This is a genomic window from Alteromonas sp. G5_S2_22_S1 (assembly GCF_054968525.1).
In genome coordinates, this window is the sequence record NZ_JBQKUJ010000001.1 from 470,710 (window position 1) to 496,079 (window position 25,370).

A 25,370-nucleotide genomic window follows, 5' to 3' on the forward strand; every position below is an offset into this window, starting at 1 on the left:
TAAAAAGACTGACTGTCAACGATGAATGAGCCAGTAACATTACACACGTCTACGTATCCCCAGCCCCTTGCGCTGAGTGTAAGTGCTTATTCAGCGCGTGGTGCGAAGCCTGTAAATCAGGATGCATACAGTTATCACATAGATACAAGCCAACCTGAAGCGAGCAGTGTTTTTGTTATTGCAGATGGCGTTAGCAGCAGTACGGTAAGCCAAATGGCGAGTGATTTCGCCACTCGCCAATTTATTAAGCTATTTAAAATAGCGCCTGAACAATTCTCGATAAAGACCTGCGCTGAAACCATTATAAAAGAAATTAACGGGCTGCTTTATACGCGAACGCAGAAAAGCCCCTTTGCCTACACGCCCGAAAAAGGGTACGTATGCACGCTAACCGTTGTTATATTAACCGGCAATCAGCTAGATGTTTTCCATGTAGGAGACGGTGATGTAACACTCTTCTCTTCGGGCGATAAAACATCGACATCGCTTACCCGGCCTCATCGAGAAACCTCACGTGAAAACCCGTCTCATTTCTACCTTTCAAATGCTATAGGCATTAAAGCTCACATTGATATAGACCATACTTATAAGAAACTTACCGCTTCAAGCTCCATAGCGATAAGCACCGATGGTGTTCACGAGTTTATAGCGTTATCCCCCCTATTGAGAACTGTAAACGAAGGGGAGGAATTACAAGAGAATAAAGCGGCGATGGTCGTTCATGACGCATTTAACAAAGGAAGCGACGACAACCTTACGCTTATTCTTATCAAAGCTGCATTCCAGCAAGACACAACAACAGACGCGCTGGGGGGCGATAAGCGCTCTACCTATGCTACGACAGCGCCTTTGACAATCGCCCAGTTACATACAGGCGATAAAATTGACGGGCTCACTATCACTAGACAACTCTATACATCGGCGCGTAGCCATGTATTTTTAGCCACCCCCGCTACTTTACATAGCCAAGCATTGAATGAAACAAACCTAAGCCCGCAAGTAGTGATAAAAACACCCGCGACCGACTTTACGCAAACGCCCGAGGCCCTTAGCGCTTTTGTGCTAGAAAACTGGCTGGCGCGACGTGTAAACTCTCCCCACGTCATTAAAAGCCCCCAATTTACCGATTTAGGTTTAGCACCGTCCCCCACGGCTTTTTATAGTATTTGCGAATATGTTCGCGGGCAGACCCTCGCACAATGGGCTATCGATAACCCAACACCAACATTAGAACAAGTAAGAGATATCGTTGAACAAATTGCAAAAGGCCTGCAGGCCATGCATCGCCAAGGCATTTTGCATCGTGATATTCGTTTAGAAAATATTATGATTAGCCCCCAAGGGCACTGCACGATTATCGATTTTGGTGCGGCGGCTTTGATTGAAGCGCCCAGTTTGTATAGTGAGGCGACTATACCTGGTACGGCACTTTTTGCGGCCCCCGAGTATTTCTTAGGAAACATGGGTAGCGAGCGTTCGGATATGTTTTCCCTTGCCGTGCTGACATACTACCTGTTATGCGGGCGCTACCCTTATCAAACGAAACTCGCTCACTGCCGCACTTACGCAGCGCAAAGAAAATTAAATTACGAAAGCGCGTTAGATGCCAAGCGCCCTGTTCCAACATGGGTAGACAGCGCGCTAAAACGAGCGCTGCATATTAACCCTGACAAGCGCTACTCTTCTATTTCCGAATTTGTTTACTCACTTCGCTACCCTAACCCTAGTCATAACTCGGCTTATATTCCCTTAGTAAAGCGTCACCCTTTACTTGTTTATAAAGCGCTTGTGCTAACCCTTATCTTTAGCAACCTAATTACGCTGTTCTTATTTACTTAAGTACTTACTTAACATTACAAGGAAAAATCAATGATTACATGTAGAACCCAAGTCACCGACATGATCCAGTCAGCCAAAATTTTAAAAGGCATAAAATGGAGCCAGATTGCAGAAGTTGTTGGTCAGTCGAAAGAATGGAGTACAGCGGCATGCTTAGGCCAAATGGCCATGACGAAACAACAAGCTGAAGCTGTGGGTGCGTTACTAGCGCTTACCGACGAAGCGATTGCGTGGCTTCAAATCGTCCCCTACAAAGGCTCGTTGCCAACAGAAGTGCCTACCGACCCGCTTATTTACCGCTGGTATGAATTGGTGAATGTGTATGGCACTACATTAAAGGAATTAATTCATGAAGAGTTTGGCGACGGTATTATGAGCGCGATTGATTTTTCGATGGACTTACAGCGTGAAAACGACCCGAAAGGCGACCGGGTTAGCGTGGTAATGTCAGGAAAGTTTTTGCCCTACAAGATGTATTAAATGTAGGTTTTACAGGCATATCGAGTAGGGTGAGGCTTGCGCCTCATCCCTCTCACAGAACCGTACGTACGGGCCTCGTATACGGCTCCTGCATACTTCATATCACTTGCTAAGTGACACAATGCTAATTTGCAATCTAGTATCGTGCGCCCTATGGACATCGTTCATTTTCTAACATTGTGGTAACTTTCATTGCAGGGTTTGGCGTTCTAGCACTGAGGCAATCTACCAAATTTGACTACAATTACTTCCCATATACGGCCTGTCTCACCAGACATCACTATTCCTAGCGCACCGATTCGACTTGTCCCGCTGATCAGGCGGCTTGTGTATCAATGATAAAAAAACTCACAACTCATCAGAGTCTTAAAGTCTGCTTCCCCCCTTCGCAATCCATTTAAGCTTTTGGCTAAAATGGATCCTATCAAACACAATGCTGATAGTCGGCTTGGTTTTACCCTCCACACCATTACTGGCTTTCATCGGCCTAGCCTTACTCACTACTACGGGTTCATCTGCCACCTCACACTCGCAACATTCTTGGATCACTCCTTGAACGATACGTCCAACCATTTGATTGGATCCAATGCCAGGCTTCCCCAGTTACTGCACTGGCTCCCTGTTAGAAATTCCACCCTCAAACACAAAACAGGTCTGACTGAGTATCGGGCTTCGCGCTATTTTGCACGCTTACCCACCTGCCTTGCCGAATCAGGTTCACTTTCATTGTGTACCTCTAACTTCCTATGGCTTCCTTCGGACCCTGTCGTTGGCCAACAACGCCCTTGCCATTCGGATTATCTTCCCCTCAGTCAGGGTGATTCAGGTTTCTTTCAACCTGACGGTTTTGCCAGCTTCGCTGGGCAAACAAAAAAAGCCGGTCTATTGACCGGCTTTTTAGTGTATCTCGAAGCGTTAGCCAACTTAAGCTAACTAACGCTCGCAAAGGCTAATTACTTAGCTGCTTTACGTGCTTTCGCTTCTTCAATAACTTTATCAGCTACGTTCTGAGGACATGCTGAGTAGTGGCTGAATTCCATAGAGAACTGACCACGACCAGATGTAATAGTACGTAGGTGACCAATGTAACCAAACATTTCAGATAGAGGTACGTCAGCCTTGATGCGAACGCCAGTAGCGCCAGCTTCTTGGTCTTTGATCATACCACGACGACGGTTAAGGTCACCGATTACGTCACCAACGTTGTCTTCTGGGCTGAATACGTCAACTTTCATCACAGGCTCAAGAATTTGAGGACCTGCTTTTGGCATTGACTGACGGAATGCACCTTTCGCTGCAATTTCAAACGCGATTGCTGATGAGTCAACTGCGTGGAAACCACCGTCGTATAGTTCAACTTCAACGTCTAGTACTGGGTAACCCGCTAGAGGACCTACTTCCATCATACCTGCGAAACCTTTTTCGATTGCAGGGAAGAATTCTTTAGGTACGTTACCACCCACAACTGTAGATGTGAACTTGAAGCCAGAGTTAGTTTCGCCTGGCTTGATGCGGTAATCAATCTTACCGAACTGACCAGAACCACCAGACTGCTTCTTGTGCGTGTAGCTGTCTTCAACAGGTAGCGTGATAGTTTCACGGTATGCAACCTGAGGCTGACCCACTTCTAGTTCAACGCCGTAAGTACGCTTCAAGATGTCTACTTTGATGTCAAGGTGAAGCTCACCCATACCTTTAAGGATGGTTTCGCCTGAATCTTCGTCTGTTTCAACTTGGAAAGATGGATCTTCTGCTACTAGTTTACCGATAGCGATAGACATCTTTTCGTTAGCGCCTTTGTCTTTTGGCTTAACAGCAATCGAGATTACTGGCTCAGGGAAGATCATTGGCTCTAGTGTACAAGCATTCTTCGGATCACATAGCGTGTGACCAGTTTGAACGTTCTTCATACCAACAACAGCTAGGATGTCACCCGCTTGTGCAGAAGTAAGTTCAGTACGCTCATCAGCGTGCATCTCAACCATACGGCCAATACGCTCAGTCTTACCAGTGGCGCTGTTAAGGATAGTGTCACCCTTGTTAAGCACACCAGAGTAGATACGGATAAACGTTAGGGCACCGAAACGGTCGTCCATGATTTTGAACGCAAGCGCACGGAACGGCTCGTCAGTAGATACTGTTGCTACTTCACCAGTAGGTTCACCAGTCTCTTCATCTGTAAGAGGCTGTGGGTCTACTTCTGTTGGAGAAGGTAGGAAGTCGATAACCGCATCAAGAACTAGCTGAATACCTTTGTTCTTAAATGCAGAACCACAGTATGTTGGGAAGAACGCTAGGTCACGAGTACCCTTACGGATACAACGCTTGATGTCTTCTAGAGACGGCTCTTCGCCATCCATGTAAGCCATCATTAGGTCGTCGTCTTGCTCAACAGCAGTCTCGATTAGTTGCTCACGGTACTCGTTCGCTTTCTCAACCATATCTTCTGGGATATCTACTACTTCGTAGTTCTCAGGAAGGCCTGTGTCATCCCAGATGTACGCTTTCATGTCTAGAAGGTTTACAACACCTGTAAACTCGTCTTCGATACCGATTGGAAGCGTCATTACTAGTGGGTTAGCAGCAAGTACTTTCTTAACTTGGCCAACAACACGGTAGAAGTCTGCACCCATACGGTCTAGTTTGTTAACGAAAATACAGCGTGCTACGCCAGATTCGTTAGCATAACGCCAGTTAGTTTCTGACTGAGGCTCAACACCGCCAGAACCACAAAATACACCGATACCGCCGTCTAGTACTTTAAGTGAACGATATACTTCAACTGTAAAGTCAACGTGTCCCGGAGTATCGATGATGTTCATGCGATGATCTTTCCAGAAACAGGTTGTTGCCGCTGACTGGATGGTAATACCACGCTCAGCTTCCTGCTCCATGAAGTCAGTTGTTGATTCACCATCGTGAACCTCACCAGTTTTATGGATTTTACCAGTAAGCTTCAAGATACGTTCTGTTGTGGTAGTTTTACCCGCGTCTACGTGGGCGAAAATACCAATGTTTCTGTAATGAGATAAGTCTGACATTAGTTCACTTTCATTGGTTCAGAGTAAAAAAACGGCCGGATTATAAAGGATTTCTGTACCAGATTTACACCTTTTTTAGCATAAACCTTAAATACGTTTACTAAAATCCGTACCAGCATTAATTCTTTTCTATAAATATCAAAAACTTAAACAGTTATGACACTTTTTTGAAAAATAACAAAATCACACCTCATCTTTTGAAGTGCGAACAATTGTTACTGTAACTTCATCTCTGTCGTGGTAGAGATGCCTCACCTTCACCGCAAATGCATCGTCTAGGGCATCTAAACGGCTATTTAACGACGTCATGGCTTCAACTACTGTTTCATAACGCCGCTTCATAGGTAGCTTTAAGTTAAAGATAGCATGAGTGGCCCAGTGTTTTACCAACCAATCACCCATCAGCTTCGCTACTCTATCGGGTTGTTCTATCATATCACATACAAGTAGATCTACACGACCAAATTGTGGTCGATAAGTAAAGCCGTCTGCTGCATGATGTTCAACTAACCCTGTGCTCATTAAACTATCGGCTATTAGCCCATTGTCAATGGCTTCAACATACATCCCTCGTTTAACCAGCTGATACGTCCAGCCGCCCGGGCACGCCCCTAAGTCCACAGCTCGCCCACCACTTCGAAGTACCTTAGATTGTTGTTTATCGCTTAGCATGTTAACCAGTGCATCTTCTAACTTAAGCGTAGAGCGACTTGGCGAATCACTGGGAAACTTCAAACGGCAAATACCTAAATGGTCGCGGCTAGCGTGGCTGGGTAATGTATAGCCAATATAACAAATTTCAAATGACGCAAAGAAAATATGTAGTTTAGGTTTGCCCAAATTTTCTTTAGCGGTTAGCCACCCCGCTTTCCTTAAAGCTTGGCGAAGTGGCACAGTAAACTTGCGGCAAAATTTAGCAAGGGTTTTCCCTTCCTCGGTGTCAGGGTATTCCACATCAACAGCGCCAAAGATAGAAAACGGCTTTTCTACCTCTTTCAGGGCATCAAGCACTTGGCCCACCCTATCTTCTTTTTCCACATCATTAATTGCAGCAAATACAGCCACAAGCTGACGAGGAAAAATACTGTCGTGAACGGCAAACTGTGTCACCGTTTGCTCAAGTTGGGCAGCGTCATACAAGTGGTAGTGTGCAAAGCCGCTATTTTTCTTTGATACTGGATAACCGTAAAAACCAGCTTCGCCATAACGTGACGTAAGTTCATTCGCCGTGTCATTTTCATAGCCTGGGCGGCAATAAGCTAAAATACTGGTATCAGACATCATCGCCTCCTTGCAGGTTATTCCCTTGGCTCTGGCTATCCGTATTTCCCGTAACTAAAAGACCCACCAGTAATAGCGCCCATCCAATGATAAAAAACAATCCGCCTAGTGGCGTTATCGGTCCAAACCATTTTATGCCGCTAATTGATAAGGCGTATAAACTTCCGCTAAATAAAACGCAGCCAATAACAAAACATAGCGCGACACGATTAACCCATTTACTTGAGATATAGTTAGATAATGCAGGCAGTAGAAGCACTGCTAAGGCATGGTACATTTGATAGCGTACGCCAGTTTCAAAGGTACTTAGCTGTTGTGCCGTTAACACCCCTTTTAATCCGTGGGCTGCAAAAGCGCCTAATATAACCGCCAGCCCTGCGAAGAGTGCGCCAGCTAAAAGAAACGGCTTGGCCAGCACGCCTCCTCTGAGATTCTCGTTTTTCATCAAATTATGTGTTCACTACTTGGTTAATAAACGCCGCCGTAAGTGTGGCCGCTTTTTCAATATGTTCTTGTTGCGTCTTGCCGCTCGCCTTTCGCGGTTTGAAACTGTGATCGCCATCTTCTAAAAACGCGCATTGGATTTCTGATGGCAATGCGTAACTTTCTACTTCAGCTTTTGTTCCAAACGTATCTCGTTCGCCTTGAATAATAATAAGGGGCTTAGTAGCAGATAATAAATGTTCTGTTCGAGTTTTGTCAGGCTTGCCTGGGGGGTGAAATGGGTAGCCTAATGCTATCGCCCCTTTCACATTGCTTACCGATTCATACACCATGGTGGCCATTCGCCCGCCCATCGATTTGCCCCCGATGAACACAGGCATATTATGCAGCGCCTCAATACGTTTACTGCAATGCTCTATCAGCGCATCGAAGTGGGCCATAAGCTTTTCTGCCTTATCAGGGGGCCTGCGCTTACCTGTTGACCTAATAGTTTGCATGTAAGGGAAGTTAAAAAGCACCACAGCGATCCCCTTTGAAACAAGTGCTTGCGCCATATCTTGCATAAAGTCATGCTCTTTGCCCGCGCCAGCACCATGCCCTAAAACGAGACAGGCAACAGGATTATTCGCGTGATGCACTTCAATATCGAAAGTGTGTGATTCGGCTTTGTTGTCCACAGTTGTCATAATTACAACAGGTCCTCTTGTTCTGCTTCCACTAACGCTAAGATCCAGTCTCTGAATGCCGCAATCTTACCCAGTTCAGCTTGTGATTCTTCGCACACTAAATAGAATGCATCTCGACTCTCTACTCTTTCTTCAAACGGCATGACTAGGCGACCTGCTTCAATTTCTGGCCTTGCTAAAACCGTATTCCCTAACGCAATGCCTTGACCTAGCGCGGCAGCTTGCAATACCAGCATTGAGTGGCTGAAAACTGGGCCTTGGTTTACATTAACGCCAACCACACCCACGTGCTTTAACCAATTTTTCCAAGCCGTGCGGCTTAAGTCGTGAAGCAATACGTGATGGCGTAAATCAGACAAGCTCGACAACGGCTTAGGGCCTTGAAAAAGCAATGGTGAGCATAGCGGCGTTAGAAATTCCTTGTGCAGCTGGTCGGCTTGAAGCCCAGCCCAGCGCCCCTTGCCGTAGTATATCGCCACGTCTACGTCATCTTCCAAAAAGCCCTCATCAAAGTCGACGGCTTTTATACGAACGTCAATATCTGGGTGCGCCAAACTAAACTTGTGAATGCGCGGCACCAGCCATTGGCTTGCAAAGCTCGGTGGCATAGCAACAGTAATGGCGCCCTTACTTCCTTTAGCAAGTAGCCTTTCGGTAGCGTCTTGCAAGTTTTTAAAGATGTCTTTGAGTTCTAAAAAGTACGCCTGCCCCTCTTCAGTTAACAGCAGCGTTCTATTGCGTCGCAAAAACAGCTTCATCGATAAAAAATCTTCAAGTGCCTTTATCTGATGACTTACGGCAGCTTGCGTAACAAACAGCTCATCTGCCGCTTTGGTAAAGCTCAAATGGCGGGCCGCTGCTTCAAATGCTTTCAAAGCGTTTAGAGGGGGTAAACGTCGGTGCATAAAATGTTTTTAATCCAGTGTGACCGAAGCATGACAGATGCATTAGTTTTTCTAATGACACCCCATACTTTTGCTCGTTTTATTTTTCACCACCAACTGTCTATAATTTACCCGAAATTAAGAAACGACATTTAATTTCAGCATTTTATGATGATTAATTGTTAAGCGCATTAACATTAACCAACAATTTATTAATTATTTTTATTAGGTGTGAAAATGAAAAAACTACTACTTGCCAGTGTTTCGGTAATGGCTTTCGCAAGTGCTGCTGCAAATGCTAACGCACAGCCAGAAAAGATCAATCTACAATCATTAATCAACACGGCAATGACCAGCGTTAAAATGGCTGATGTTTTGCCAGAAAACGATGCGCACATCGTTGTGAAAAAACAGTCGAAAGCAATTCTTGCTGAAGAGATTCAGGTTCAGCTTCACAAGAACCTGTTAGCTATGACAAAAAGTGAAGAGCGCTTAATCGCTACGGAGGCAACGGAAGCAGAATAAGCTACTCACACACCTGATACGCATGCCGGTGCTTGCACCGGCATACGCCATCATGTTTTGCTTAGGTATTACTCGTATCTAACGCGTCGAACCCTTTTACCAACTCATCTAGCGCTTTCATTTGCTGTAAGTACGGCTCCAACTTTGCAAGCGGTAATGCACACGGTCCATCGCACAATGCCTCATCTGGATTTGGGTGAGCTTCAATAAATAGCCCTGCTAGCCCTAAAGCCATACCACTTCTCGCTAACTGAGCCGCCTGAGCACGGCGTCCATCCGCTGAAGTTGCACGTCCCCCCGGCATCTGTAACGCGTGCGTCGCGTCAAATATTACTGGCGCATATTCTTTCATTGCGTCCATACCCAACATATCCACTACAAGGTTGTTGTAGCCAAAGCAACTGCCGCGTTCACAAAGGATAACGTTATCGTTGCCAGCTTCCCCTAACTTGCCAATGATATGACGCATTTCATGGGGCGCTAAGAACTGTGGCTTTTTAACGTTAATTACGGCACCTGTTTTTGCCATCGCAACAACCAAATCAGTTTGGCGCGCTAAAAATGCAGGCAACTGAATTACGTCAACCACATCCGCTACTGGCGCGGCTTGATGCGGTTCGTGTACGTCAGTGATAAGAGGCACATTGAACGTCGACTTGATTTCTTCGAAAATGCGAAGGCCTTCTTCCATACCCGGACCGCGGTAAGAGGTTACCGATGAACGGTTTGCCTTATCAAAAGACGCTTTGAAAACGTAAGGAATATTCAGTTTCTGGGTAACTTCAACATAATGCTCGGCAATACGCATGGCAAGATCCCGAGACTCAAGCACATTCATTCCACCGAAAAGTACGAACGGCAAGTGATTTGCCACCTCTACGTTGCCAACATTAATAATCTGTTGAGATTCAGACATTATTTATTTTCCCTTTAATCTTAAAAAAGAGGTTGTTTGGTAACCGCGACCATAGCCGTTGCCATGAGTACAGCCAGTGCTGCCACGAAAAAGCCCCATTTAGCTAGGGCTGTTTTGGCTTTTTTAAGCGCAAACAAGCCAAAAACAATGTAAAGCACTACGCCTATAACTTTAAACGTAAGCCACGAGTTAACTATTGGGTACTGAGACAGGATAAAGCACAGCCATATCGCGCTGGCAAGTAAAACGGTATCAATAATGTGGGGAAGAATTTTAACCCATTTTTTAGACAACGCCGTGGCGTCGAACTGACTCCAAATAAAGCGGAAGATAAAAAATAAGATACTTAAGCCTACAGCAGTCAAGTGGAGGTGTTTTGCCATCATGTACATATCTAATTCCTATTTTTATAAGTATGCGGCCTATTACTGATATAAATTGTGTCTTTATAAGGCGTAAGCCTAATGAAGTTACAATTTATGTGCAGTCAGCTTCAAATAAAAACAGGTGCTTTCAGCACCTGTTTTATTGTTTGTTTAGCGCCTGTTTCAGGGCATATTGTAGCGTATAAAATAATGTAAATAACGCATTTTCCTTGGTTTTAAAGATGGGCTACGTCTTATTGGGATAACGCGCTTGTATTGCCATAAATGCAGGTAAGTCCTCAAGTACGTACTCAACGAGCTGGGGGTCAAAGTGTTTACCGTTTTCCTCTTGTAATACAGCTACTACTTTATCTATGGTCCACGCAGGCTTGTAAGGGCGCTCATTTAACAGCGCATCAAATACATCAACTAAGGTGGCAATACGACTTCTAATGTCGATTTCTTCCCCTTTTAGTCCCTCTGGATAGCCTTTACCGTCCCACCTTTCATGGTGTTGCTTGGCAAGCATGGCCGCCATCTGGATGGTAGGACGACTTGAATCTTGTAAGATTTGATAACCGAATTCGGCGTGTTGCCTAATTTTAAACACTTCCTCGTCGGATAAAGGCGACGATTTCTGAAGTATAGACTTAGGTACTATTGAGGTACCAATATCAAGAAGTGGTACCGCAAGGCGTAATGCATGTGCCTCGGGTTCATTAAGCCCTACCTTTTGCGCTAGCACTTGGGCCATTTCTACCATTCTTGTTAAATTATTCGAGCCATGGGTCTCATGTTCTAGCGCTTTGCCTAAACGCTCTATAATCTCTTTTTGCGTGGCTTCCACATCAACAGTTTTTAACACATTGTCGAAGGCCAGCTGCACGCTATCAGAAAAGCGTTTTACTAAATGTCGGTCACTCTCGCCTATTCGGCGCGGCAACCCAGAAAGATACAGAAGCGCACCGTTGTGACTTTTACTATTGCAGTATGCGACCACGTGATCGTCAGCATAAACAATCTGCTTTTCCCGCATTGCTTTAACACATAGGGCATACTCTTGCGCGCTGATCGCCTCTTTGAGCGGCACGCCCTCTTTACTGGCATACTCGCCATTTCCGGCAAATACATACAATTCATCTTCGCCAATGTGACTATTGAACGCGTTTATTGTGCGCGATGTTGTCGCTACGGCTGTTGTAATGTAAGCCGCGTCCTTTGAACATCCAAGAATAGAGGCGAGCTGTTGAATAATGCCCTGCATAAACCTTTCAAGTGAACGAGACGAAAATAAATCCACTGAAGCATCGATGATTTTCTCTAGTCCCCGCCGGTTTTCTTCGATAACGATAATGTCTCGATACGAGCGAAGGGCCGCGATAATAACGGTAAAAAGCTTTTGTGCAGTGAGTTCTGTCTTAGATTTGTAGTCGTTAATATCGTAGTTGATGATGACGTCTTTTTCAGGGGCTTGACCTGGCTGGCCGGTTCTTAAAATGATGCGAGTAAAGTGATTATCAAGTTCGTTTCGAATGTAGTCTGCAACCTGAAGGCCTGCGTCGTCGGCTTCCATTACAACATCAAGTAAAACAACGGCTATGTCGTTATGTGCTTTGAAAATAGCCTTAGCTTCTTCGCCGCTGTAGGCACTTACAAATTCCAACGTTTTGCCGTTTAAACTAAAATCGTTTAGCGCAAGTTTGGTAACCGCATGTACTTCTGGCTCATCGTCAACAATAAGGACCTTCCAGCTACCGAGATCTTCTTGTTCGTTTTCATTATCGTCATCAGCGAAAAGAAAGTCATCATTCATCTGGTACGTCCTGTAGTGTAAGGTTTTGTTTAACTTAGCGCTTTTGCCAAACAGTTTGACTATCAAATACTAATGCAAAACGAAATATTAGCAAGTTTGCACATTTAATGTAGCCACAACGGGGTAGCGATGAGAAAAGACAATAACCTGTTACGGCCACTGGCCTAAGGTAACCCGGTCATTATTACCGTAGTCTTTGATTGTTTTCACGTTTACAAAACCTGATGTTTGAAGCAGTGCTTTCACCGCATTGCCCTGGTCAAAACCATGCTCAAAAGCTAACAACCCATTACTATTAAGGTATGTGGAAGCATGAGATATGATGTGCTTGATGTCGCGTAGCCCCGAATCGCCAGACGTTAACGCGCTTTTCGGTTCAAAACGTACGTCCCCTTCATTCAGATAAGGGCTGGTTTCGTCGATGTAAGGCGGGTTGGAAACGATAATGTCAAACGTATGGCCCCGTAATGCGCTAAACCAATCGCTTTGTATAAAACGAGCATTATTTATCTTGTTACTATTTGCATTGCGTTTGGCGAGCGCTACCGCATCGGGTAAAAAGTCCACACCAATAACCGATGCTTGGGGTAATTCACTGGCTAGCGCCAGTGCAATGGCACCTGTTCCGGTCCCTAAATCACAAATAGACAACGGTGGCTTATTCGGCGTGTTGGCGCTGACATTGCCTGTCGCCCAGTTAATCACGTGTTCAACCAACACCTCGGTATCAGGGCGTGGAATAAGTGTGTGAGACGACGTAAACAACGAGAGAGTCCAAAAGTCTCGTTTACCAATAATGTAGGCAACAGGCTCACCGGCTTTGCGTCTTTCAATTGCGCCTTCAAATTGCGCAATTTGGGAGGGGGTTAGGGTTTTATCAGGCCAGGTAAAAAGGTAGGTTTGGGACTTACCCAAAATGTCAGCCAACATAACTTTCGCATCGACAGAGGGTGACTCACCACCCTCTAGCTGCTTTACCGCCCAAGCAAGGGCTTGGTCTATACGCATGTTATTCGTCAGACAGTGACGCCAACAAGTCGGCTTGATGCTCTTGCAGAATGGGGTCGACAAGCTGCTTCAAATCGCCTTCTACCACTTCATCTAATCGATAGATGGTTAAGTTGATACGATGATCGGTAACGCGACCTTGGGGAAAGTTATAAGTGCGAATACGCTCAGAACGATCGCCGCTACCCACTAAGCTCTTACGGGTAGACGCCTCTTCTGCAGCGCGTTTTTCTTCTTCAATCTGGTTTAGGCGAGCTTGCAGTACTGACATCGCTTTAGCACGATTTTTGTGCTGCGAACGCTCGTCCTGACATTCAACCACTAAGCCCGTTGGCAAGTGAGTAATACGGATAGCTGAGTCAGTTTTATTAACGTGCTGACCACCAGCACCAGATGCACGAAATGTATCGATTCGAAGCTCTGCTGGGTTAATTTCAATGGCTTCTGACTCAGGAATTTCTGGCAGTACCGCAACGGTACACGCGGAGGTATGAATACGCCCTTGTGACTCTGTCTCTGGTACGCGCTGTACGCGGTGACCGCCTGATTCGAATTTCAACACACCGTAAACGCCATCACCACTAACATTAGCAACCACTTCTTTGTAGCCGCCGTGTTCGCTTTCGTTTGCATTCACCAACTCTACACGCCAACCGCGACTCTCTGCATAACGACTGTACATACGGAAAAGGTCACCGGCGAAAATAGCCGCCTCATCACCACCCGCCCCTGCGCGGATTTCCAAGAAGCAGTTATTATCGTCGTTAGGATCTTTAGGCAAAAGCAAGACTTGAAGTTCAGTTTCTAGGCGCTCTATTTCGCCCTTCGCTTCTTTCATCTCTTCTTGTGCCATTTCGCGCATCTCGGCGTCGTCTTCATTTAGCATTTCTTGCGCAGATGCCAAGTTTTCTTGTGCCTGTTGATAGGCATTAAACCCGGCAACAACATCTTCTAACTGGCTAAACTCTTTGGACAAGTTGCGAAACTTATCTTGATCGCCGATAACTTCAGGGTCGCCTAACAGCGCCTGAACTTCTTCGAAACGCTCGACTAAGTGTTCGAGTTTCCTAACTACCGACTCTTTCATATGCTTTTTATTACCTTATTTATTATTGTCTGACGAAAAGTCAGATAAATCTAATGCCTGTCCCATCCAGCGGCTTAATGCCGGGTCATCGTGCATGGCAGCTTCGCGTAACGCCAACGTCGTAGGGTGCAACAGCGTATTGGTTAGTTTATACGCCATTTCTTCTAGTACTGTTTCGGCATTTTTGCCTTCTGCTAACTGCGCCTTGGCTTTTTCTACAATATCGTCACGCTGTGCCATGCCTTTTTGGCGATATTGTCTAACTAAATCTATCGATTGCTGCGACTGTTTCCATGTCATGTAGTCGCCAGCTTGTTTGTCGATGAGTTTTTCCGCTTCTTTTGCGGCTTGTTCGCGGTTTTCTAAGTTCTTTTGAACAATGTGCTGTAAGTCATCAACGGTATAAAGATAGGCATCGCCTAACTCGTTAACTTCCGATTCAATATCCCGTGGAACAGCAAGGTCAACCAAAAACATCGGCATATTTCTGCGCTGTTTAAGTGCTTTTTCTACCATGCCTTTGCCTATCAGCGGCAGTTGGCTAGCCGTCGAGCTTATCACAATATCGAAGTCTTTAAGATGCTCTGGCACTTGTGACAAGGTATACACACTGGCGTCTAACGTTTCTGCTAACGCCTCTGCGCGCGCCACCGTTCGGTTTGCCACGGCCAAACAACTAACGCCCTGCTCTTTCAAATGCTGCGCGACCAACTCTATGGTTTCACCCGCACCCACTAATAATACCGAGCGTTTAGGTAACTCGGCGAAGATGTGTTTTGCGAGCTGTACTGCGGCATAAGCCACACTCACTGCATTTGCACCAATATCCGTTTCGCTTCGCACGCGCTTGGCAACGGAAAACGTATGCTGAAACAGCTTATCAAACTCACTGTTTATCATGCCTGAATGCTTGGCATCGCCGAAAGCTTGTTTTACTTGCCCTAAAATTTGCGGCTCACCCAAAATAAGCGAGTCTAAACCGCTGGCCACCCGCATAATATGCTTCACGGCTTCATCTTGCGTTAAAACATAGCTGTTGTTTGCTATGTCCTCTACATCTAAATGGTGAAAGTCACTTAACCATTGTAGAAGCTTTTGGCCGCTTTCGTCTTGCGTGTTGACATAAAGTTCGGTGCGATTACAAGTAGAAACAATGACCGACTCTTCTACACCGTCTAACTTTTTTAAGCTCGCAAGCGCTTCCACCAGAGAATCTGGTGTAAAAGCCACTTTTTCGCGAAGTGCTACTGGTGCTGTTTTGTGGTTAATACCGAGGGCGAGTAAAGTCATTAAAATCTGTGCTGGCAACGTCGGAGCGGCATTGTACGAAAAACCCAAAATGATTGAAAGTGTTGGTGAAACTGTGTTCCCATAATGGCACAACTAAATGTGTTTTATTTTTAAACAGGTACTCGGCCTTAATGATTCGCTTATTTTCGATTTTGTTCACCCTTTGCTTTGTTCTGAGCGCGTGTACCACTGCCCCCAAAGGCCCTGAAAATGCGGTAAACCTCACGGCTCAGCTAGAAAAAGTTGCCGATGTGCACCAGTGGCAAATGCGTGGAAAAATTGCCTTTCGCCAAGGTAAAGAGGCGGCCAGTCTTAATTTAGTCTGGAAAAACGATTCTGGTGATTTTGATTTCCGATTAACCAATTTTCTTGGTGTGAGCTTAGTTTCATTAAATGTGTCGGATAAAGGCTCTACCTTGGAAGCCGACGGCGAAACCTATGTGGACGCCCTTCCCGAACCGCTCATCTATCAAATAACCGGCATGGTTATTCCCGTTAAACCACTTTTATCTTGGGTTAAGGGTTTGCCTATTGAGGGCGACAAATTTACCCTAACGGAAAAAGGGCTGGTTGATACGTTAGAAAGCGACTGTAAAACATGTCAAAACTGGAAAGTTTCCTATGGAAACTACGGCAGCGTTAAAATGGCCAACGGTGACGCAGTTTGGCTTCCCCACAGTATCAGCCTTGCGCAAGACGCCGCTTCGAGCACAGCGCATACCCAGCTAAAAATTAAAATATATCAGTGGAATCTGTAGTGAATTCATCAGAAACAAAACAAAAAGATTGGTGGCCTTCCCCAGCGAAACTAAACCTTTTCCTGCATATACTTGGCCGATACGACAACGGATATCATCAGCTACAAAGCTTGTTTCAAATGCTTGATTATGGCGATGAGCTGGCGTTTGACGTTACTTGTAGTGCGGCAAGTGGCACTGACAAAGAACGTACCGGGGGAAATGCGCCAACCATTCGTATGAATATACCGTTAAAAGGTGTACCGGACGACGATAATCTCATCATCAAAGCGGCCCGATTACTTGCACAGAAAACACAATGTAATAAAGGTGCGGTTATCTCGTTGAATAAGCGCCTTCCTATGGGAGGTGGCATTGGCGGCGGGTCGTCTAATGCTGCTACTACCTTGGTTGCCCTTAATCACCTGTGGCAAACCGGCCTTAGTGAAGATGAATTGTCGGCGTTAGGGTTAACGCTTGGCGCTGACGTGCCTATTTTCGTGCGTGGTTTAACCGCATTTGCCGCTGGCGTAGGTGAGCAAATTACCCCTGCCCCACAACAGGAACACTACTTTTTAGTTGCAACGCCTAACGTTCATATCAGCACAGCTGACGTTTTCACCTCGCCAGATTTGCCGAGAAATACACCGGCAATACGTTGGGAAGACTACGAATTTGAAAAAACTCGCAATGATTGTCAGCAATTAGTCGTTAATCGCTATCCTGAAGTTGCAAAATTATTACAGTGGTTGGTACACTACGCACCGTCGCGAATGACGGGCACAGGTGCAAGCGTGTTTGCCACTTTTTCTGACTACACTTTAGCCGAACAAGTTAGGGCCAAAATGCCTGATACTTGGCAGAGTTTTGTCGCAAAAGGTGTAAATCGCTCACCACTATTAGACAAATTAGAACAACAAAGATAGCGTGTACGCCACATCGGACAAGAACTTAAAAATTGGGGTATAGCCAAGTTGGTAAGGCAGCGGGTTTTGATCCCGCCATTCGTAGGTTCGAGTCCTGCTACCCCAGCCAAACCTCTTTTATCAACGCACTGAGGAACCACTTGTGCCAGATATGAAGCTCTTTGCAGGTAATGCCGTACCAGAACTTGCCCAGAAAGTTGCCGATCGCCTCTACACCAAACTTGGAAATGCCAAAGTTGGCCGTTTCAGTGACGGTGAAATCAGCGTAGAAATTCATGAAAACGTCCGTGGCTCGGACGTTTTTATTATCCAATCTACGTGCGCGCCTACTAACGATAACCTTATGGAACTTATTGTGATGATCGATGCATTGCGTCGCGCATCAGCTGGTCGTATTACAGCGGTAATTCCATACTTTGGTTATGCACGCCAAGACCGTCGTGTTCGTTCAGCTAGGGTGCCAATTACTGCAAAAGTAGTGGCTGATTTCCTGTCGAATGTGGGCGTAGACCGCGTATTGACTATCGACCTACACGCTGAACAGATTCAGGGTTTCTTTGACGTTCCTGTAGATAACGCGTTCGGTACGCCTATCCTTCTTGCTGATATGGTAAGACGTGATTTCGCCGATCCTGTTGTTGTTTCTCCAGATATTGGCGGTGTTGTACGTGCGCGTGCTACGGCTAAACTTCTTAATGACACAGATCTAGCAATTATCGATAAGCGTCGTCCGAAGGCGAACGTAGCTCAGGTAATGAATATTATCGGTGACGTTAAAGACAGAGACTGTATTATTGTGGATGACATGATTGATACGGGCGGCACGCTAGCGAAAGCAGCAGAAGCGCTTAAAGCACATGGCGCTCGTCGCGTTTATGCTTACGCTACCCACGCTATTTTCTCTGGTAATGCGGCAAACAACCTTAAAGAATCGGTTATTGACGAGATTATCGTGACTGACTCTATTCCTTTAAGCGCAGATATGAAGCAAATCGGTAAAGTTAAACAGCTTACACTATCTGAAATGCTTGCTGAAACTATTCGTCGTATTAGCAACGAAGAATCAATTTCAGCGATGTTTGAATACTAAACATCAAACGATAAGATTTAAAAAGCGAGTGAACTGGCACTTATAACGGACCACTTCACTCGCTTTTTTACATATGTCTATGCACAGGCGCTAAAATGTCTATGCACGGTCGCTAATTAGTTACCTGAGTCATCGTCGTCTTCTTCAGGCATTTCAACGTCAACCACGGGCACTTCAACTTCCTTCGTTTCTGTATCCACGTCAACATCCATCGTGTCTACCTCATATTCCGGTAGCTCACCACCGTCAATATCGGCCTCAGGCAATTCGCCTTCTTCTGTTTTCTTTACTTCGTATTCTGGCATTTCGCCAGCATCTACGTCGACATCAGGCATTTCGCCTTCCTCTGTCTTATTCACATCACAGGCGCTTGCAGCAAGAGCCAAACTCGATACTGCTAGAATTTTGCTTAAATGCTTCATTTTCTCTCCTTAAAAACGTTGCCGTACGGGTTAACTGCTAACAGCATTTCAACTATTAACGGTATTCACTCCATTTAGGCGTTTAGCCTAACGTAAAATGACTAGTACGTTATCGGACAACAAAGTATGTAACCTTTTACACGCTTTCGTTGTCATTACTCACTTAGGTTGAAGCAGACTCTATGCCAACCACAAAGGTAGCAATAATGCGGCGTTAATGTTGAAGCAAATAAACGCTTTTCTCTATCACTTCGCGTCAACATTATTGCCTATTTTTCATTGAAAACTCACTTAAAAAAGAAAGCCTTTAATAAATAAAGAAAATCATATACTTATCTTGCTTTGCGATATGTTTAAGCCGACTATTCATAGGTTGTTAAAACACTTTATAGTCACAATAAACCTCGGGGTCGATTAGCGCATTTTAGCGACCTCTAACCGAGTATAAGGTAAACGTAAAAGCGTTGGGGTAGGAGGCGATTTGTAAAATCAGTAATGTGAAAAAAGTGTATGAATCAACTTATTTTTTGTAGAAATTACTTAGGCGTCGTGGAAGACTAGGCAGCATAGTAAAGATAAATGATCGGCATGACGTTGCGCTTGCTAATTGCGTTTTGCAAGCCCAACAAATTATAAATGTACTACTACGTGGTAAAGGAAATAAAAAAATGAAAACTAACCGACTCAACTTAGTACTTATCTTGACGTCTATGACATTGCTAGGCGCATGCGCAGAAGAAGAAAAGAAAGAGAACCTTGCGATGACTGACAAAAAAGAACAAATTCAGCAAAACAGTGAAGATTTACCTAAAGAGCTCGTCGCTGAACCAGTAACACAAGCGGAAGCTGTGGAAGCCGATGCAAAAGGTGAAGTAACAATGAAGGGCAGCATCTTTTACAAAGACCTTGAAGGCGGCTTTTATGCCTTTATTGCCGAGAACGGTGACCGTTACACCCTGCACGGTCTAGATGAAACATATCAAAAGAATGGTCTTATTGTTGAAGTAAAAGGCACGCCCAAGCCTGATTTGATGACCTTCACTCAATTTGGCACCGTATTACAAGTGACGTCGGTAAAGGTATTGGATACCAGTAAGGTCATTGATAGCCTACCCACTAAGTGATCGAGTTTTTAGTGAGCAGTGTAGCAATTTGATAACTGAATTGTACGCTGAGTATCGAGGACCTGCGGGCCATTTTGCTCAGCAGGACCTTATCAACACTAAAAGGACAGATTAATGATAAACGCATATGCAGCGAAAGAAGCCGGTGGAAAGCTAGAGAAGTTTGAATACGACCCCGGTGAGCTTGGTGCTCATGACGTTGAAATAGACGTTGAAAGCTGTGGCATATGCCATAGTGATTTAAGCATGCTGGATAATGAATGGGGAATAACAGAGTTTCCTTTCGTACCAGGACATGAAGTAGTGGGTACAGTAAGTAAGATTGGTGACCACGTCACATCATTGAAAGTGGGTCAGCGAGTAGGGTTAGGATGGCACGCGAGTTATTGCAATAGCTGTCGAACATGTGAAGCGGGTGACCACAACTTATGTGCAGACGCGACTATGACCATTGGCGGTCGTCACGGTGGCTTTGCCGACAAGGTTCGTGCTCAGGCACGTGCTGTTATCCCCTTACCTGAATCGATAGACAGCACCAAAGCTGGGCCTTTATTTTGCGGTGGCATTACCGTGTTTAACCCTCTAGTACAATTTAATATTAGCCCGACGAGCGAGGTTGGCGTTGTGGGTATCGGCGGATTAGGTCACCTTGCCCTGCAATTTTTGAATGCATGGGGCTGTAAAGTCGTAGCCTTCACCTCTAGCGAGTCAAAAGAAAAAGAGGCGCTATCGCTAGGTGCGTCAGAAACGATTAATAGTCGCGATGAAGATGAAATTAAAAAGGCTCAGGGGCGATTCGATTTAATTATTTCAACGGTAAACGTAAAGCTTGATTGGAACCTATACCTGTCTACGCTTGCGCCTAAGGGGCGCTTACATTTCGTTGGTGCAACATTAGAGCCGCTGGACATTGGCGCATTTAATCTAATTGGCGGGCAGAAAAGCGTTTCAGGTTCGCCGGTGGGCAGCCCTGCTACTATCAAGACCATGCTAGACTTTGCGGCGCATCACGATATTGAGCCTGTCACCGAGACATTCAAGTTTGAAGACGTTAATAAGGCCATAGACAGATTACGTGAAGGTAAAGCGCACTATCGCATTGTACTTACCCGCTAAACGGATATTGAAACAACTAAAGCACGCTTTGGCGTGCTTTTTTGTATGGGCATATTAATTGTTGTTCTGGAGCATGCGTACAAAGCCAAACTGTATTTTTTATAAACGTAATAATTGTATGTTTTTATAGGTGGTGTTAGAATTCGCCGCCCTTGAATTTTGGGGTGGTGTTTTATTGTGCTTTTAAATGAGTGATTTTGCTTTATAAGCGTTTCATTTAAGTGCTTTCAACGCCAATTAACAGTGGGTTTTGGTCGCAAAAACCCACACCATTAGACTTATATATTGGAGACAGACAATGTCTGAAGCAATTTTTAACCTAGACGCTTCTGTTCGTACAGACCTAGGGAAAGGTGCGAGCCGCCGCCTACGTCGCGAAGATAAGCTTCCTGGTATCATCTACGGTGGTGAAGAAGCACCCGTTTCTATCACACTAGATCACAACAAAGTTAACAACTCTGCTGACTTTGAAGCGTTCTACTCTCACGTTCTTACTTTGAACCTAGACGGAAAGCCTGTTGAAGTTCTAGTAAAAGACATGCAGCGCCACCCGTACAAGCCAAAGATCATGCACATTGACTTCCAACGTGTTATCGCTGGTGAAGACGTACACACTAACGTTCCACTTCACTTCGTAAACGAAGAGAAGTCTGCCGCTGTTAAAGCTGGCGGTATTGCTGAGCACCACGTAACTGAAATCGAAGTTACTTGTCAGCCTAAAGATCTTCCAGAGTTTATCGAAGTAGACATGGCTGCGGTTGAAATGGGTCAAACAGTACACCTTTCTGACCTAACCCTTCCAGCTGGCGTTTCTTCAGTAGAACTTGCTAAGAACGACGAAGCTCACGACCTAGCGGTTGTAACTGTTAAGCCTGCTCCTAAAGCAGCTGAAACAGACGAAGACGGCGAAGAAGCAGCTTCTGAGGAATAATCCTCTTGGCTGATATCCGCCTTATCGTGGGTCTGGGTAATCCAGGCCCCGAATATGAAAATACCCGACACAATGCCGGTGAATGGTTTCTCAACCAACTTGCCGACACCTATAACGCCCCGCTAAAACCAGAAACAAAATTCTTCGGTAAAACTGCTCGTATTACTATTGCCGGTAAAGATATCCGTTTGCTCTACCCCACTACTTTTATGAATAAAAGTGGTCAAGCCGTAGCGGCACTTGCTAACTTTTACCGCATAGAGCCAGAACAAATATTAGTAGCGTTTGACGAATTAGACTTACCGCCTGGTGTGGCAAAATACAAAGTAGGCGGCAGCTCAAGCCAAAATGGCGTGCGTGACATTGTGGCAAGAATGGGTAATAACAAGAACTTTTTGCGTTTGCGCATTGGTATTGGTCACCCTGGACATAAAAGCCGCGTTACCGGCCATGTCTTAGGAAAACCGTCAGCAGAAGAAAAAACAGCCATTGAAAGTGCCATCGATGAAGCGGTACGCTGTACAGAAATTTTGCTAAAAGAAGACCTAAAGCAAGCACAAAACAGGTTACACTCGCATAAAGTGTAAACCTTAGCCAGTTATCACTTTTCCAAACTAAGGATCCATACCATGGGTTTTAAATGCGGTATTGTTGGCCTACCTAACGTAGGTAAATCAACACTTTTCAATGCATTAACAAAAGCAGGTATTGAAGCGGCAAACTTCCCTTTCTGTACCATCGAGCCAAACACGGGTGTAGTGCCTGTGCCAGATCTTCGTTTGGACAAGTTGGCTGAAATCGTAAATCCTCAGCGCGTCATTCCTACTACGATGGAATTCGTTGATATTGCGGGTTTGGTTGAAGGCGCGTCTAAAGGTGAAGGTTTAGGTAATAAATTCCTTGCTAACATTCGTGAAACCGACGCTATCGGTCACGTAGTTCGCTGCTTCGACGATGAAAACATTGTTCACGTTGCAGGTCGCGTTAGCCCGAAAGATGATATTGACGTTATTAATACCGAGCTTGCGCTTTCAGACTTAGAAACCACAGAAAAAGCACTGCATCGCGTAGCGAAGCGCGCTAAAGGTGGCGATGCTGATGCCAAGTACGAAATGAAAGTACTTGAGAAGATTAAGCCGCATCTAGATGAAGGCTTGTTACTTCGCTCGCTGGAACTAAGCAAAGAAGAGCTTGAAGCGATTAGCTACATGAACATGCTAACCCTTAAGCCAACCATGTACATTGCTAACGTTAATGAAGACGGTTTTGAAAATAACCCGTATCTTGATCAAGTAAAAGAAATTGCTGCAGGTGAAAACGCTACGGTTGTTGCGGTTTGTGCATCTATTGAATCTGACATTGCAGAGCTTGAAGACGACGAGCGTGAAGAATTCATGCAGGATATGGGCTTAGAAGAGCCGGGTCTTAACCGTGTTATTCGTTCAGGTTACAACTTGCTTACTCTGCAAACCTACTTTACTGCAGGTGTAAAAGAAGTTCGCGCATGGACATTCCCAGAAGGGTCTACAGCGCCGCAAGCAGCGGGTAAAATTCACACCGACTTCGAGAAAGGCTTTATTCGCGCTGAAATCGTAAGCTACGATCATTTTGTTGAGTTTAACGGCGAACAGGGTGCAAAAGACGCAGGTAAATGGCGTCTTGAAGGTAAAGACTATATTGTTAAAGACGGCGACGTTATTCACTTCCGCTTTAACGTGTAACTTCTGGTGTAGAAGTTAACGCTATTTTTTGAAAGCCACCGCAAGGTGGCTTTTTTGTTTGTTTCAGACAATTGTTAAGCGTACGTTGGCCTGATATAAATTGTAAAAAACAAAAGGCTTTACGAATGCACTTTAAACGTCATAAAAATATGTCCAAACACGCACACCACACTACATCACTGGGGCAAAACTTATTTTGCTCAACGGTGTATGGCGCAATTACCGCGCTATATTTATTAACTAATACTGCGCTTGCTGGCAAAGAAGATAACGAAAGCCAAGTACTTACTACCCAAATAAGCAGTAATGTTAAAGAGAAAATACCGAGCGTTTCAGATAATTCAACAAAACAAGATAACGCCATTTTGCACAGCAATAGCGCGAGTTGGTATCAGGTGCCTAAAAGCAATACGGTGACCTTTGCTACGGCTTACGGCGACGTGGTTATTGCGCTACACCCTGCCCTAGCGCCCAAACACGTTGCCCGATTTAAAAAGCTTATCGATGCAGGCTTTTATAACGAACAGGCATTTTATCGTGTAGTGGATGGATTTGTTGCGCAAGCGGGAAGTAATGATACCCATGATATATCTCAGTTTGACTCCGCGTTACTAAGCACAATTGATGCTGAATTTACCCAACCACTTAATAGCAACGTGCACGTGGTGGAAACTAACGATATGTTTGCACCGAGCACAGGTTTTTTAGACGGGTTTCCTGTAGGTATAGACAGCACTCGCGCTGAAATGTGGGGGCTGCATTGCCCTGGCGTTGTGGCTTTTGCGCGCAATAGCGAAAAAGATACCGCGAGTACCGAGTTTTATATCGTACTTGGTCAAGCACCCCGCCACTTAGACAGAAACATGTCGGTAGTAGGGCGGATTGTTAAAGGCATGGAGCTACTTCAAAAATTACCGCGAGGGAATAGGCAAAGTGGCGGTGTGCTGGATAACATTACGCAAAAAAGTAAAATCAAGCAGGCTTTCGTGCACTCAGACAAGGCTACGCCCTACTTTGTACAAATGCCACTACACGAAGAATATAAAAAACGCACGAATACAGGTAAAAACCTAGATAACCCGTTTTTTCATGACAATACCTATGGTCCGCGCCCTATTGACCTGTGCTATTACCAAACTAAAACAGACACTAAGGCATGGTAGAAACACCGCTATAGGCCTTGCAAGTTGTTCAATTTCACCGCTTTTTGTGTGTATTTCACCCTAATGCGCACACTTAATGAGCATTTAAAAAAAGTTAGTAAAAAAGGGGTTGACGGTTGCCAGTCATATACGCATAATACGCGCCACTTCCTGAGAGGGAAGAGAATAGCAAGGCTACGTAGCTCAGTTGGTTAGAGCACATCACTCATAATGATGGGGTCGCAAGTTCGAATCTCGCCGTAGCCACCAATTCTCTATTGTCTCTTTTAGGAAAGTCTAGCTGCGCGGAAGTGGTGGAATTGGTAGACACGCTGGATTTAGGTTCCAGTGCTTCACGGCGTGAGAGTTCAAGTCTCTCCTTCCGCACCACGACTGGGGTATAGCCAAGTTGGTAAGGCAGCGGGTTTTGATCCCGCCATTCATAGGTTCGAGTCCTGTTACCCCAGCCATTCTTTTTTGAATGACTATTATAGCTAGCGTC

General features: G+C 45.1%; 26 protein-coding genes and 4 tRNA genes. 17 read left to right on the top strand and 13 right to left on the bottom strand.

Annotated elements, in window-relative coordinates:
- The first annotated feature begins 21 nt into the window (after positions 1-21).
- Complete coding sequence (locus ACTRWF_RS02095; RefSeq protein WP_462835070.1) at positions 22-1,839, top strand: protein kinase domain-containing protein; 1,818 nt, start codon at positions 22-24, stop codon at positions 1,837-1,839.
- A 30-nt stretch (positions 1,840-1,869) separates the two neighbouring features.
- Positions 1,870-2,319 (top strand): cyanase, encoded by a 450-nt coding sequence (cynS, locus tag ACTRWF_RS02100; protein WP_024016067.1) that lies wholly within the window; start codon positions 1,870-1,872, stop codon positions 2,317-2,319.
- A gap of 366 nt (positions 2,320-2,685) precedes the next feature.
- Here the strand turns inward: cynS and ACTRWF_RS02105 are convergent, their stop codons facing one another.
- On the bottom strand, positions 2,686-2,892 hold the full coding sequence (locus ACTRWF_RS02105; protein ID WP_012517740.1) for a hypothetical protein: 207 nt from the start codon (positions 2,890-2,892) through the stop codon (positions 2,686-2,688).
- Between ACTRWF_RS02105 and ACTRWF_RS02110 the strand changes: the two genes are divergently transcribed.
- The gene (locus tag ACTRWF_RS02110; protein WP_462835071.1) at positions 2,893-3,252 is read left to right on the top strand and encodes a hypothetical protein; all 360 of its coding nucleotides are present in this window, start codon (positions 2,893-2,895) and stop codon (positions 3,250-3,252) included.
- Between the two features lie 20 nt (positions 3,253-3,272).
- Here the strand turns inward: ACTRWF_RS02110 and fusA are convergent, their stop codons facing one another.
- From fusA to ACTRWF_RS02135, 5 genes are all read right to left on the bottom strand, one after another.
- Positions 3,273-5,360 carry an elongation factor G gene (gene fusA, locus ACTRWF_RS02115; RefSeq protein WP_020743283.1) on the bottom strand — a complete coding sequence of 696 codons (2,088 nt, stop codon included), beginning with the start codon at positions 5,358-5,360 and terminating at the stop codon, positions 3,273-3,275.
- A 183-nt stretch (positions 5,361-5,543) separates the two neighbouring features.
- Positions 5,544-6,641: a 23S rRNA (cytidine(2498)-2'-O)-methyltransferase RlmM gene (rlmM, locus tag ACTRWF_RS02120; protein ID WP_020743282.1), complete on the bottom strand. Its 1,098-nt coding sequence runs from the start codon at positions 6,639-6,641 to the stop codon at positions 5,544-5,546.
- Positions 6,634-7,086, bottom strand: a complete 453-nt coding sequence (locus tag ACTRWF_RS02125; RefSeq protein ID WP_043960483.1) for a DUF423 domain-containing protein — start codon at positions 7,084-7,086, stop codon at positions 6,634-6,636. Before ACTRWF_RS02125 ends, rlmM begins: the two co-directional genes overlap by 8 nt.
- Before the next feature lie 4 nt (positions 7,087-7,090).
- A complete protein-coding gene (locus ACTRWF_RS02130; protein WP_015066825.1) occupies positions 7,091-7,771 on the bottom strand; it encodes an alpha/beta family hydrolase in 681 nt (226 codons plus the stop codon).
- 2 nt (positions 7,772-7,773) lie between these two features.
- Complete coding sequence (locus ACTRWF_RS02135; protein ID WP_012518010.1) at positions 7,774-8,676, bottom strand: transcriptional regulator GcvA; 903 nt, start codon at positions 8,674-8,676, stop codon at positions 7,774-7,776.
- A gap of 216 nt (positions 8,677-8,892) precedes the next feature.
- On the opposite strand from ACTRWF_RS02135, the gene ACTRWF_RS02140 reads away from it, so the two are divergent.
- A complete protein-coding gene (locus tag ACTRWF_RS02140; RefSeq protein WP_012518009.1) occupies positions 8,893-9,180 on the top strand; it encodes a hypothetical protein in 288 nt (95 codons plus the stop codon).
- 61 nt (positions 9,181-9,241) lie between these two features.
- On the opposite strand, the gene kdsA is transcribed toward ACTRWF_RS02140, so the two are convergent.
- The 6 genes from kdsA to hemA form a co-directional block, all read right to left on the bottom strand.
- Complete coding sequence (kdsA, locus tag ACTRWF_RS02145) at positions 9,242-10,096, bottom strand: 3-deoxy-8-phosphooctulonate synthase (protein WP_012518008.1); 855 nt, start codon at positions 10,094-10,096, stop codon at positions 9,242-9,244.
- Between the two features lie 20 nt (positions 10,097-10,116).
- Positions 10,117-10,488: a SirB2 family protein gene (locus ACTRWF_RS02150; protein WP_020743279.1), complete on the bottom strand. Its 372-nt coding sequence runs from the start codon at positions 10,486-10,488 to the stop codon at positions 10,117-10,119.
- Positions 10,489-10,708: 220 nt separating this feature from the next.
- Positions 10,709-12,274, bottom strand: coding sequence for a DUF3369 domain-containing protein (locus ACTRWF_RS02155; RefSeq protein ID WP_462835072.1), 1,566 nt, complete (start codon positions 12,272-12,274; stop codon positions 10,709-10,711).
- 150 nt (positions 12,275-12,424) lie between these two features.
- Positions 12,425-13,282 carry a peptide chain release factor N(5)-glutamine methyltransferase gene (prmC, locus tag ACTRWF_RS02160; protein ID WP_020743276.1) on the bottom strand — a complete coding sequence of 286 codons (858 nt, stop codon included), beginning with the start codon at positions 13,280-13,282 and terminating at the stop codon, positions 12,425-12,427.
- Position 13,283: 1 nt separating this feature from the next.
- A complete protein-coding gene (gene prfA, locus ACTRWF_RS02165; RefSeq protein WP_012518002.1) occupies positions 13,284-14,369 on the bottom strand; it encodes a peptide chain release factor 1 in 1,086 nt (361 codons plus the stop codon).
- 15 nt (positions 14,370-14,384) lie between these two features.
- On the bottom strand, positions 14,385-15,659 hold the full coding sequence (gene hemA / locus ACTRWF_RS02170) for a glutamyl-tRNA reductase (protein ID WP_015066822.1): 1,275 nt from the start codon (positions 15,657-15,659) through the stop codon (positions 14,385-14,387).
- Positions 15,660-15,790: 131 nt separating this feature from the next.
- Here hemA and lolB point away from each other — a divergent pair, with 131 nt between their 5' ends.
- The 4 genes from lolB (at position 15,791) to ACTRWF_RS02190 (ending at position 18,412) form a co-directional block, all read left to right on the top strand.
- Positions 15,791-16,417 carry a lipoprotein insertase outer membrane protein LolB gene (gene lolB, locus ACTRWF_RS02175; protein ID WP_348681730.1) on the top strand — a complete coding sequence of 209 codons (627 nt, stop codon included), beginning with the start codon at positions 15,791-15,793 and terminating at the stop codon, positions 16,415-16,417.
- On the top strand, positions 16,417-17,322 hold the full coding sequence (gene ispE, locus ACTRWF_RS02180; protein ID WP_348681731.1) for a 4-(cytidine 5'-diphospho)-2-C-methyl-D-erythritol kinase: 906 nt from the start codon (positions 16,417-16,419) through the stop codon (positions 17,320-17,322). Before lolB ends, ispE begins: the two co-directional genes overlap by 1 nt.
- A gap of 33 nt (positions 17,323-17,355) precedes the next feature.
- Positions 17,356-17,431, top strand: a tRNA-Gln gene (locus tag ACTRWF_RS02185).
- Between the two features lie 33 nt (positions 17,432-17,464).
- Positions 17,465-18,412: a ribose-phosphate pyrophosphokinase gene (locus ACTRWF_RS02190; RefSeq protein WP_012517998.1), complete on the top strand. Its 948-nt coding sequence runs from the start codon at positions 17,465-17,467 to the stop codon at positions 18,410-18,412.
- A gap of 116 nt (positions 18,413-18,528) precedes the next feature.
- On the opposite strand, the gene ACTRWF_RS02195 is transcribed toward ACTRWF_RS02190, so the two are convergent.
- Positions 18,529-18,834: a hypothetical protein gene (locus ACTRWF_RS02195; protein WP_015066819.1), complete on the bottom strand. Its 306-nt coding sequence runs from the start codon at positions 18,832-18,834 to the stop codon at positions 18,529-18,531.
- Between the two features lie 668 nt (positions 18,835-19,502).
- On the opposite strand from ACTRWF_RS02195, the gene ACTRWF_RS02200 reads away from it, so the two are divergent.
- The 9 genes from ACTRWF_RS02200 to ACTRWF_RS02240 all read left to right on the top strand — a co-directional run bounded on the left by ACTRWF_RS02200 (position 19,503) and on the right by ACTRWF_RS02240 (position 25,338).
- A complete protein-coding gene (locus tag ACTRWF_RS02200; protein WP_012517996.1) occupies positions 19,503-19,958 on the top strand; it encodes a hypothetical protein in 456 nt (151 codons plus the stop codon).
- 114 nt (positions 19,959-20,072) lie between these two features.
- Positions 20,073-21,074 (top strand): NADPH-dependent aldehyde reductase Ahr, encoded by a 1,002-nt coding sequence (gene ahr / locus ACTRWF_RS02205; protein WP_071958943.1) that lies wholly within the window; start codon positions 20,073-20,075, stop codon positions 21,072-21,074.
- A 298-nt stretch (positions 21,075-21,372) separates the two neighbouring features.
- Positions 21,373-22,005, top strand: a complete 633-nt coding sequence (locus ACTRWF_RS02210) for a 50S ribosomal protein L25/general stress protein Ctc (RefSeq protein ID WP_012517994.1) — start codon at positions 21,373-21,375, stop codon at positions 22,003-22,005.
- A 5-nt stretch (positions 22,006-22,010) separates the two neighbouring features.
- The gene (gene pth, locus ACTRWF_RS02215; protein ID WP_015066817.1) at positions 22,011-22,592 is read left to right on the top strand and encodes an aminoacyl-tRNA hydrolase; all 582 of its coding nucleotides are present in this window, start codon (positions 22,011-22,013) and stop codon (positions 22,590-22,592) included.
- Positions 22,593-22,634: 42 nt separating this feature from the next.
- Positions 22,635-23,726, top strand: coding sequence for a redox-regulated ATPase YchF (ychF, locus tag ACTRWF_RS02220; RefSeq protein WP_012517991.1), 1,092 nt, complete (start codon positions 22,635-22,637; stop codon positions 23,724-23,726).
- Between the two features lie 149 nt (positions 23,727-23,875).
- Entirely contained in the window at positions 23,876-24,889 is a 1,014-nt protein-coding gene (locus tag ACTRWF_RS02225; RefSeq protein WP_462835073.1) for a peptidylprolyl isomerase, read from the top strand.
- Positions 24,890-25,061: 172 nt separating this feature from the next.
- Positions 25,062-25,138, top strand: a tRNA-Met gene (locus tag ACTRWF_RS02230).
- A 35-nt stretch (positions 25,139-25,173) separates the two neighbouring features.
- Positions 25,174-25,258 (top strand) — tRNA-Leu (locus ACTRWF_RS02235).
- Between the two features lie 4 nt (positions 25,259-25,262).
- Positions 25,263-25,338, top strand: a tRNA-Gln gene (locus ACTRWF_RS02240).
- The last annotated feature ends 32 nt before the right edge of the window (positions 25,339-25,370 follow it).

Coding starts and splice junctions, on each gene's coding strand:
- ACTRWF_RS02095 (WP_462835070.1), top strand. CDS start 22: ATGAATGAGCCAGTAACATTACACACGTCTACGTATCCCCAGCCCCTT.
- cynS (WP_024016067.1), top strand. CDS start 1,870: ATGATTACATGTAGAACCCAAGTCACCGACATGATCCAGTCAGCCAAA.
- ACTRWF_RS02105 (WP_012517740.1), bottom strand. CDS start 2,892: ATGGTTGGACGTATCGTTCAAGGAGTGATCCAAGAATGTTGCGAGTGT.
- fusA (WP_020743283.1), bottom strand. CDS start 5,360: ATGTCAGACTTATCTCATTACAGAAACATTGGTATTTTCGCCCACGTA.
- rlmM (WP_020743282.1), bottom strand. CDS start 6,641: ATGTCTGATACCAGTATTTTAGCTTATTGCCGCCCAGGCTATGAAAAT.
- ACTRWF_RS02125 (WP_043960483.1), bottom strand. CDS start 7,086: ATGAAAAACGAGAATCTCAGAGGAGGCGTGCTGGCCAAGCCGTTTCTT.
- ACTRWF_RS02130 (WP_015066825.1), bottom strand. CDS start 7,771: ATGACAACTGTGGACAACAAAGCCGAATCACACACTTTCGATATTGAA.
- ACTRWF_RS02135 (WP_012518010.1), bottom strand. CDS start 8,676: ATGCACCGACGTTTACCCCCTCTAAACGCTTTGAAAGCATTTGAAGCA.
- ACTRWF_RS02140 (WP_012518009.1), top strand. CDS start 8,893: ATGAAAAAACTACTACTTGCCAGTGTTTCGGTAATGGCTTTCGCAAGT.
- kdsA (WP_012518008.1), bottom strand. CDS start 10,096: ATGTCTGAATCTCAACAGATTATTAATGTTGGCAACGTAGAGGTGGCA.
- ACTRWF_RS02150 (WP_020743279.1), bottom strand. CDS start 10,488: ATGTACATGATGGCAAAACACCTCCACTTGACTGCTGTAGGCTTAAGT.
- ACTRWF_RS02155 (WP_462835072.1), bottom strand. CDS start 12,274: ATGAATGATGACTTTCTTTTCGCTGATGACGATAATGAAAACGAACAA.
- prmC (WP_020743276.1), bottom strand. CDS start 13,282: ATGCGTATAGACCAAGCCCTTGCTTGGGCGGTAAAGCAGCTAGAGGGT.
- prfA (WP_012518002.1), bottom strand. CDS start 14,369: ATGAAAGAGTCGGTAGTTAGGAAACTCGAACACTTAGTCGAGCGTTTC.
- hemA (WP_015066822.1), bottom strand. CDS start 15,659: ATGACTTTACTCGCCCTCGGTATTAACCACAAAACAGCACCAGTAGCA.
- lolB (WP_348681730.1), top strand. CDS start 15,791: ATGATTCGCTTATTTTCGATTTTGTTCACCCTTTGCTTTGTTCTGAGC.
- ACTRWF_RS02195 (WP_015066819.1), bottom strand. CDS start 18,834: ATGAAGCATTTAAGCAAAATTCTAGCAGTATCGAGTTTGGCTCTTGCT.
- ACTRWF_RS02200 (WP_012517996.1), top strand. CDS start 19,503: ATGAAAACTAACCGACTCAACTTAGTACTTATCTTGACGTCTATGACA.
- ahr (WP_071958943.1), top strand. CDS start 20,073: ATGATAAACGCATATGCAGCGAAAGAAGCCGGTGGAAAGCTAGAGAAG.
- ACTRWF_RS02210 (WP_012517994.1), top strand. CDS start 21,373: ATGTCTGAAGCAATTTTTAACCTAGACGCTTCTGTTCGTACAGACCTA.
- ychF (WP_012517991.1), top strand. CDS start 22,635: ATGGGTTTTAAATGCGGTATTGTTGGCCTACCTAACGTAGGTAAATCA.
- ACTRWF_RS02225 (WP_462835073.1), top strand. CDS start 23,876: ATGTCCAAACACGCACACCACACTACATCACTGGGGCAAAACTTATTT.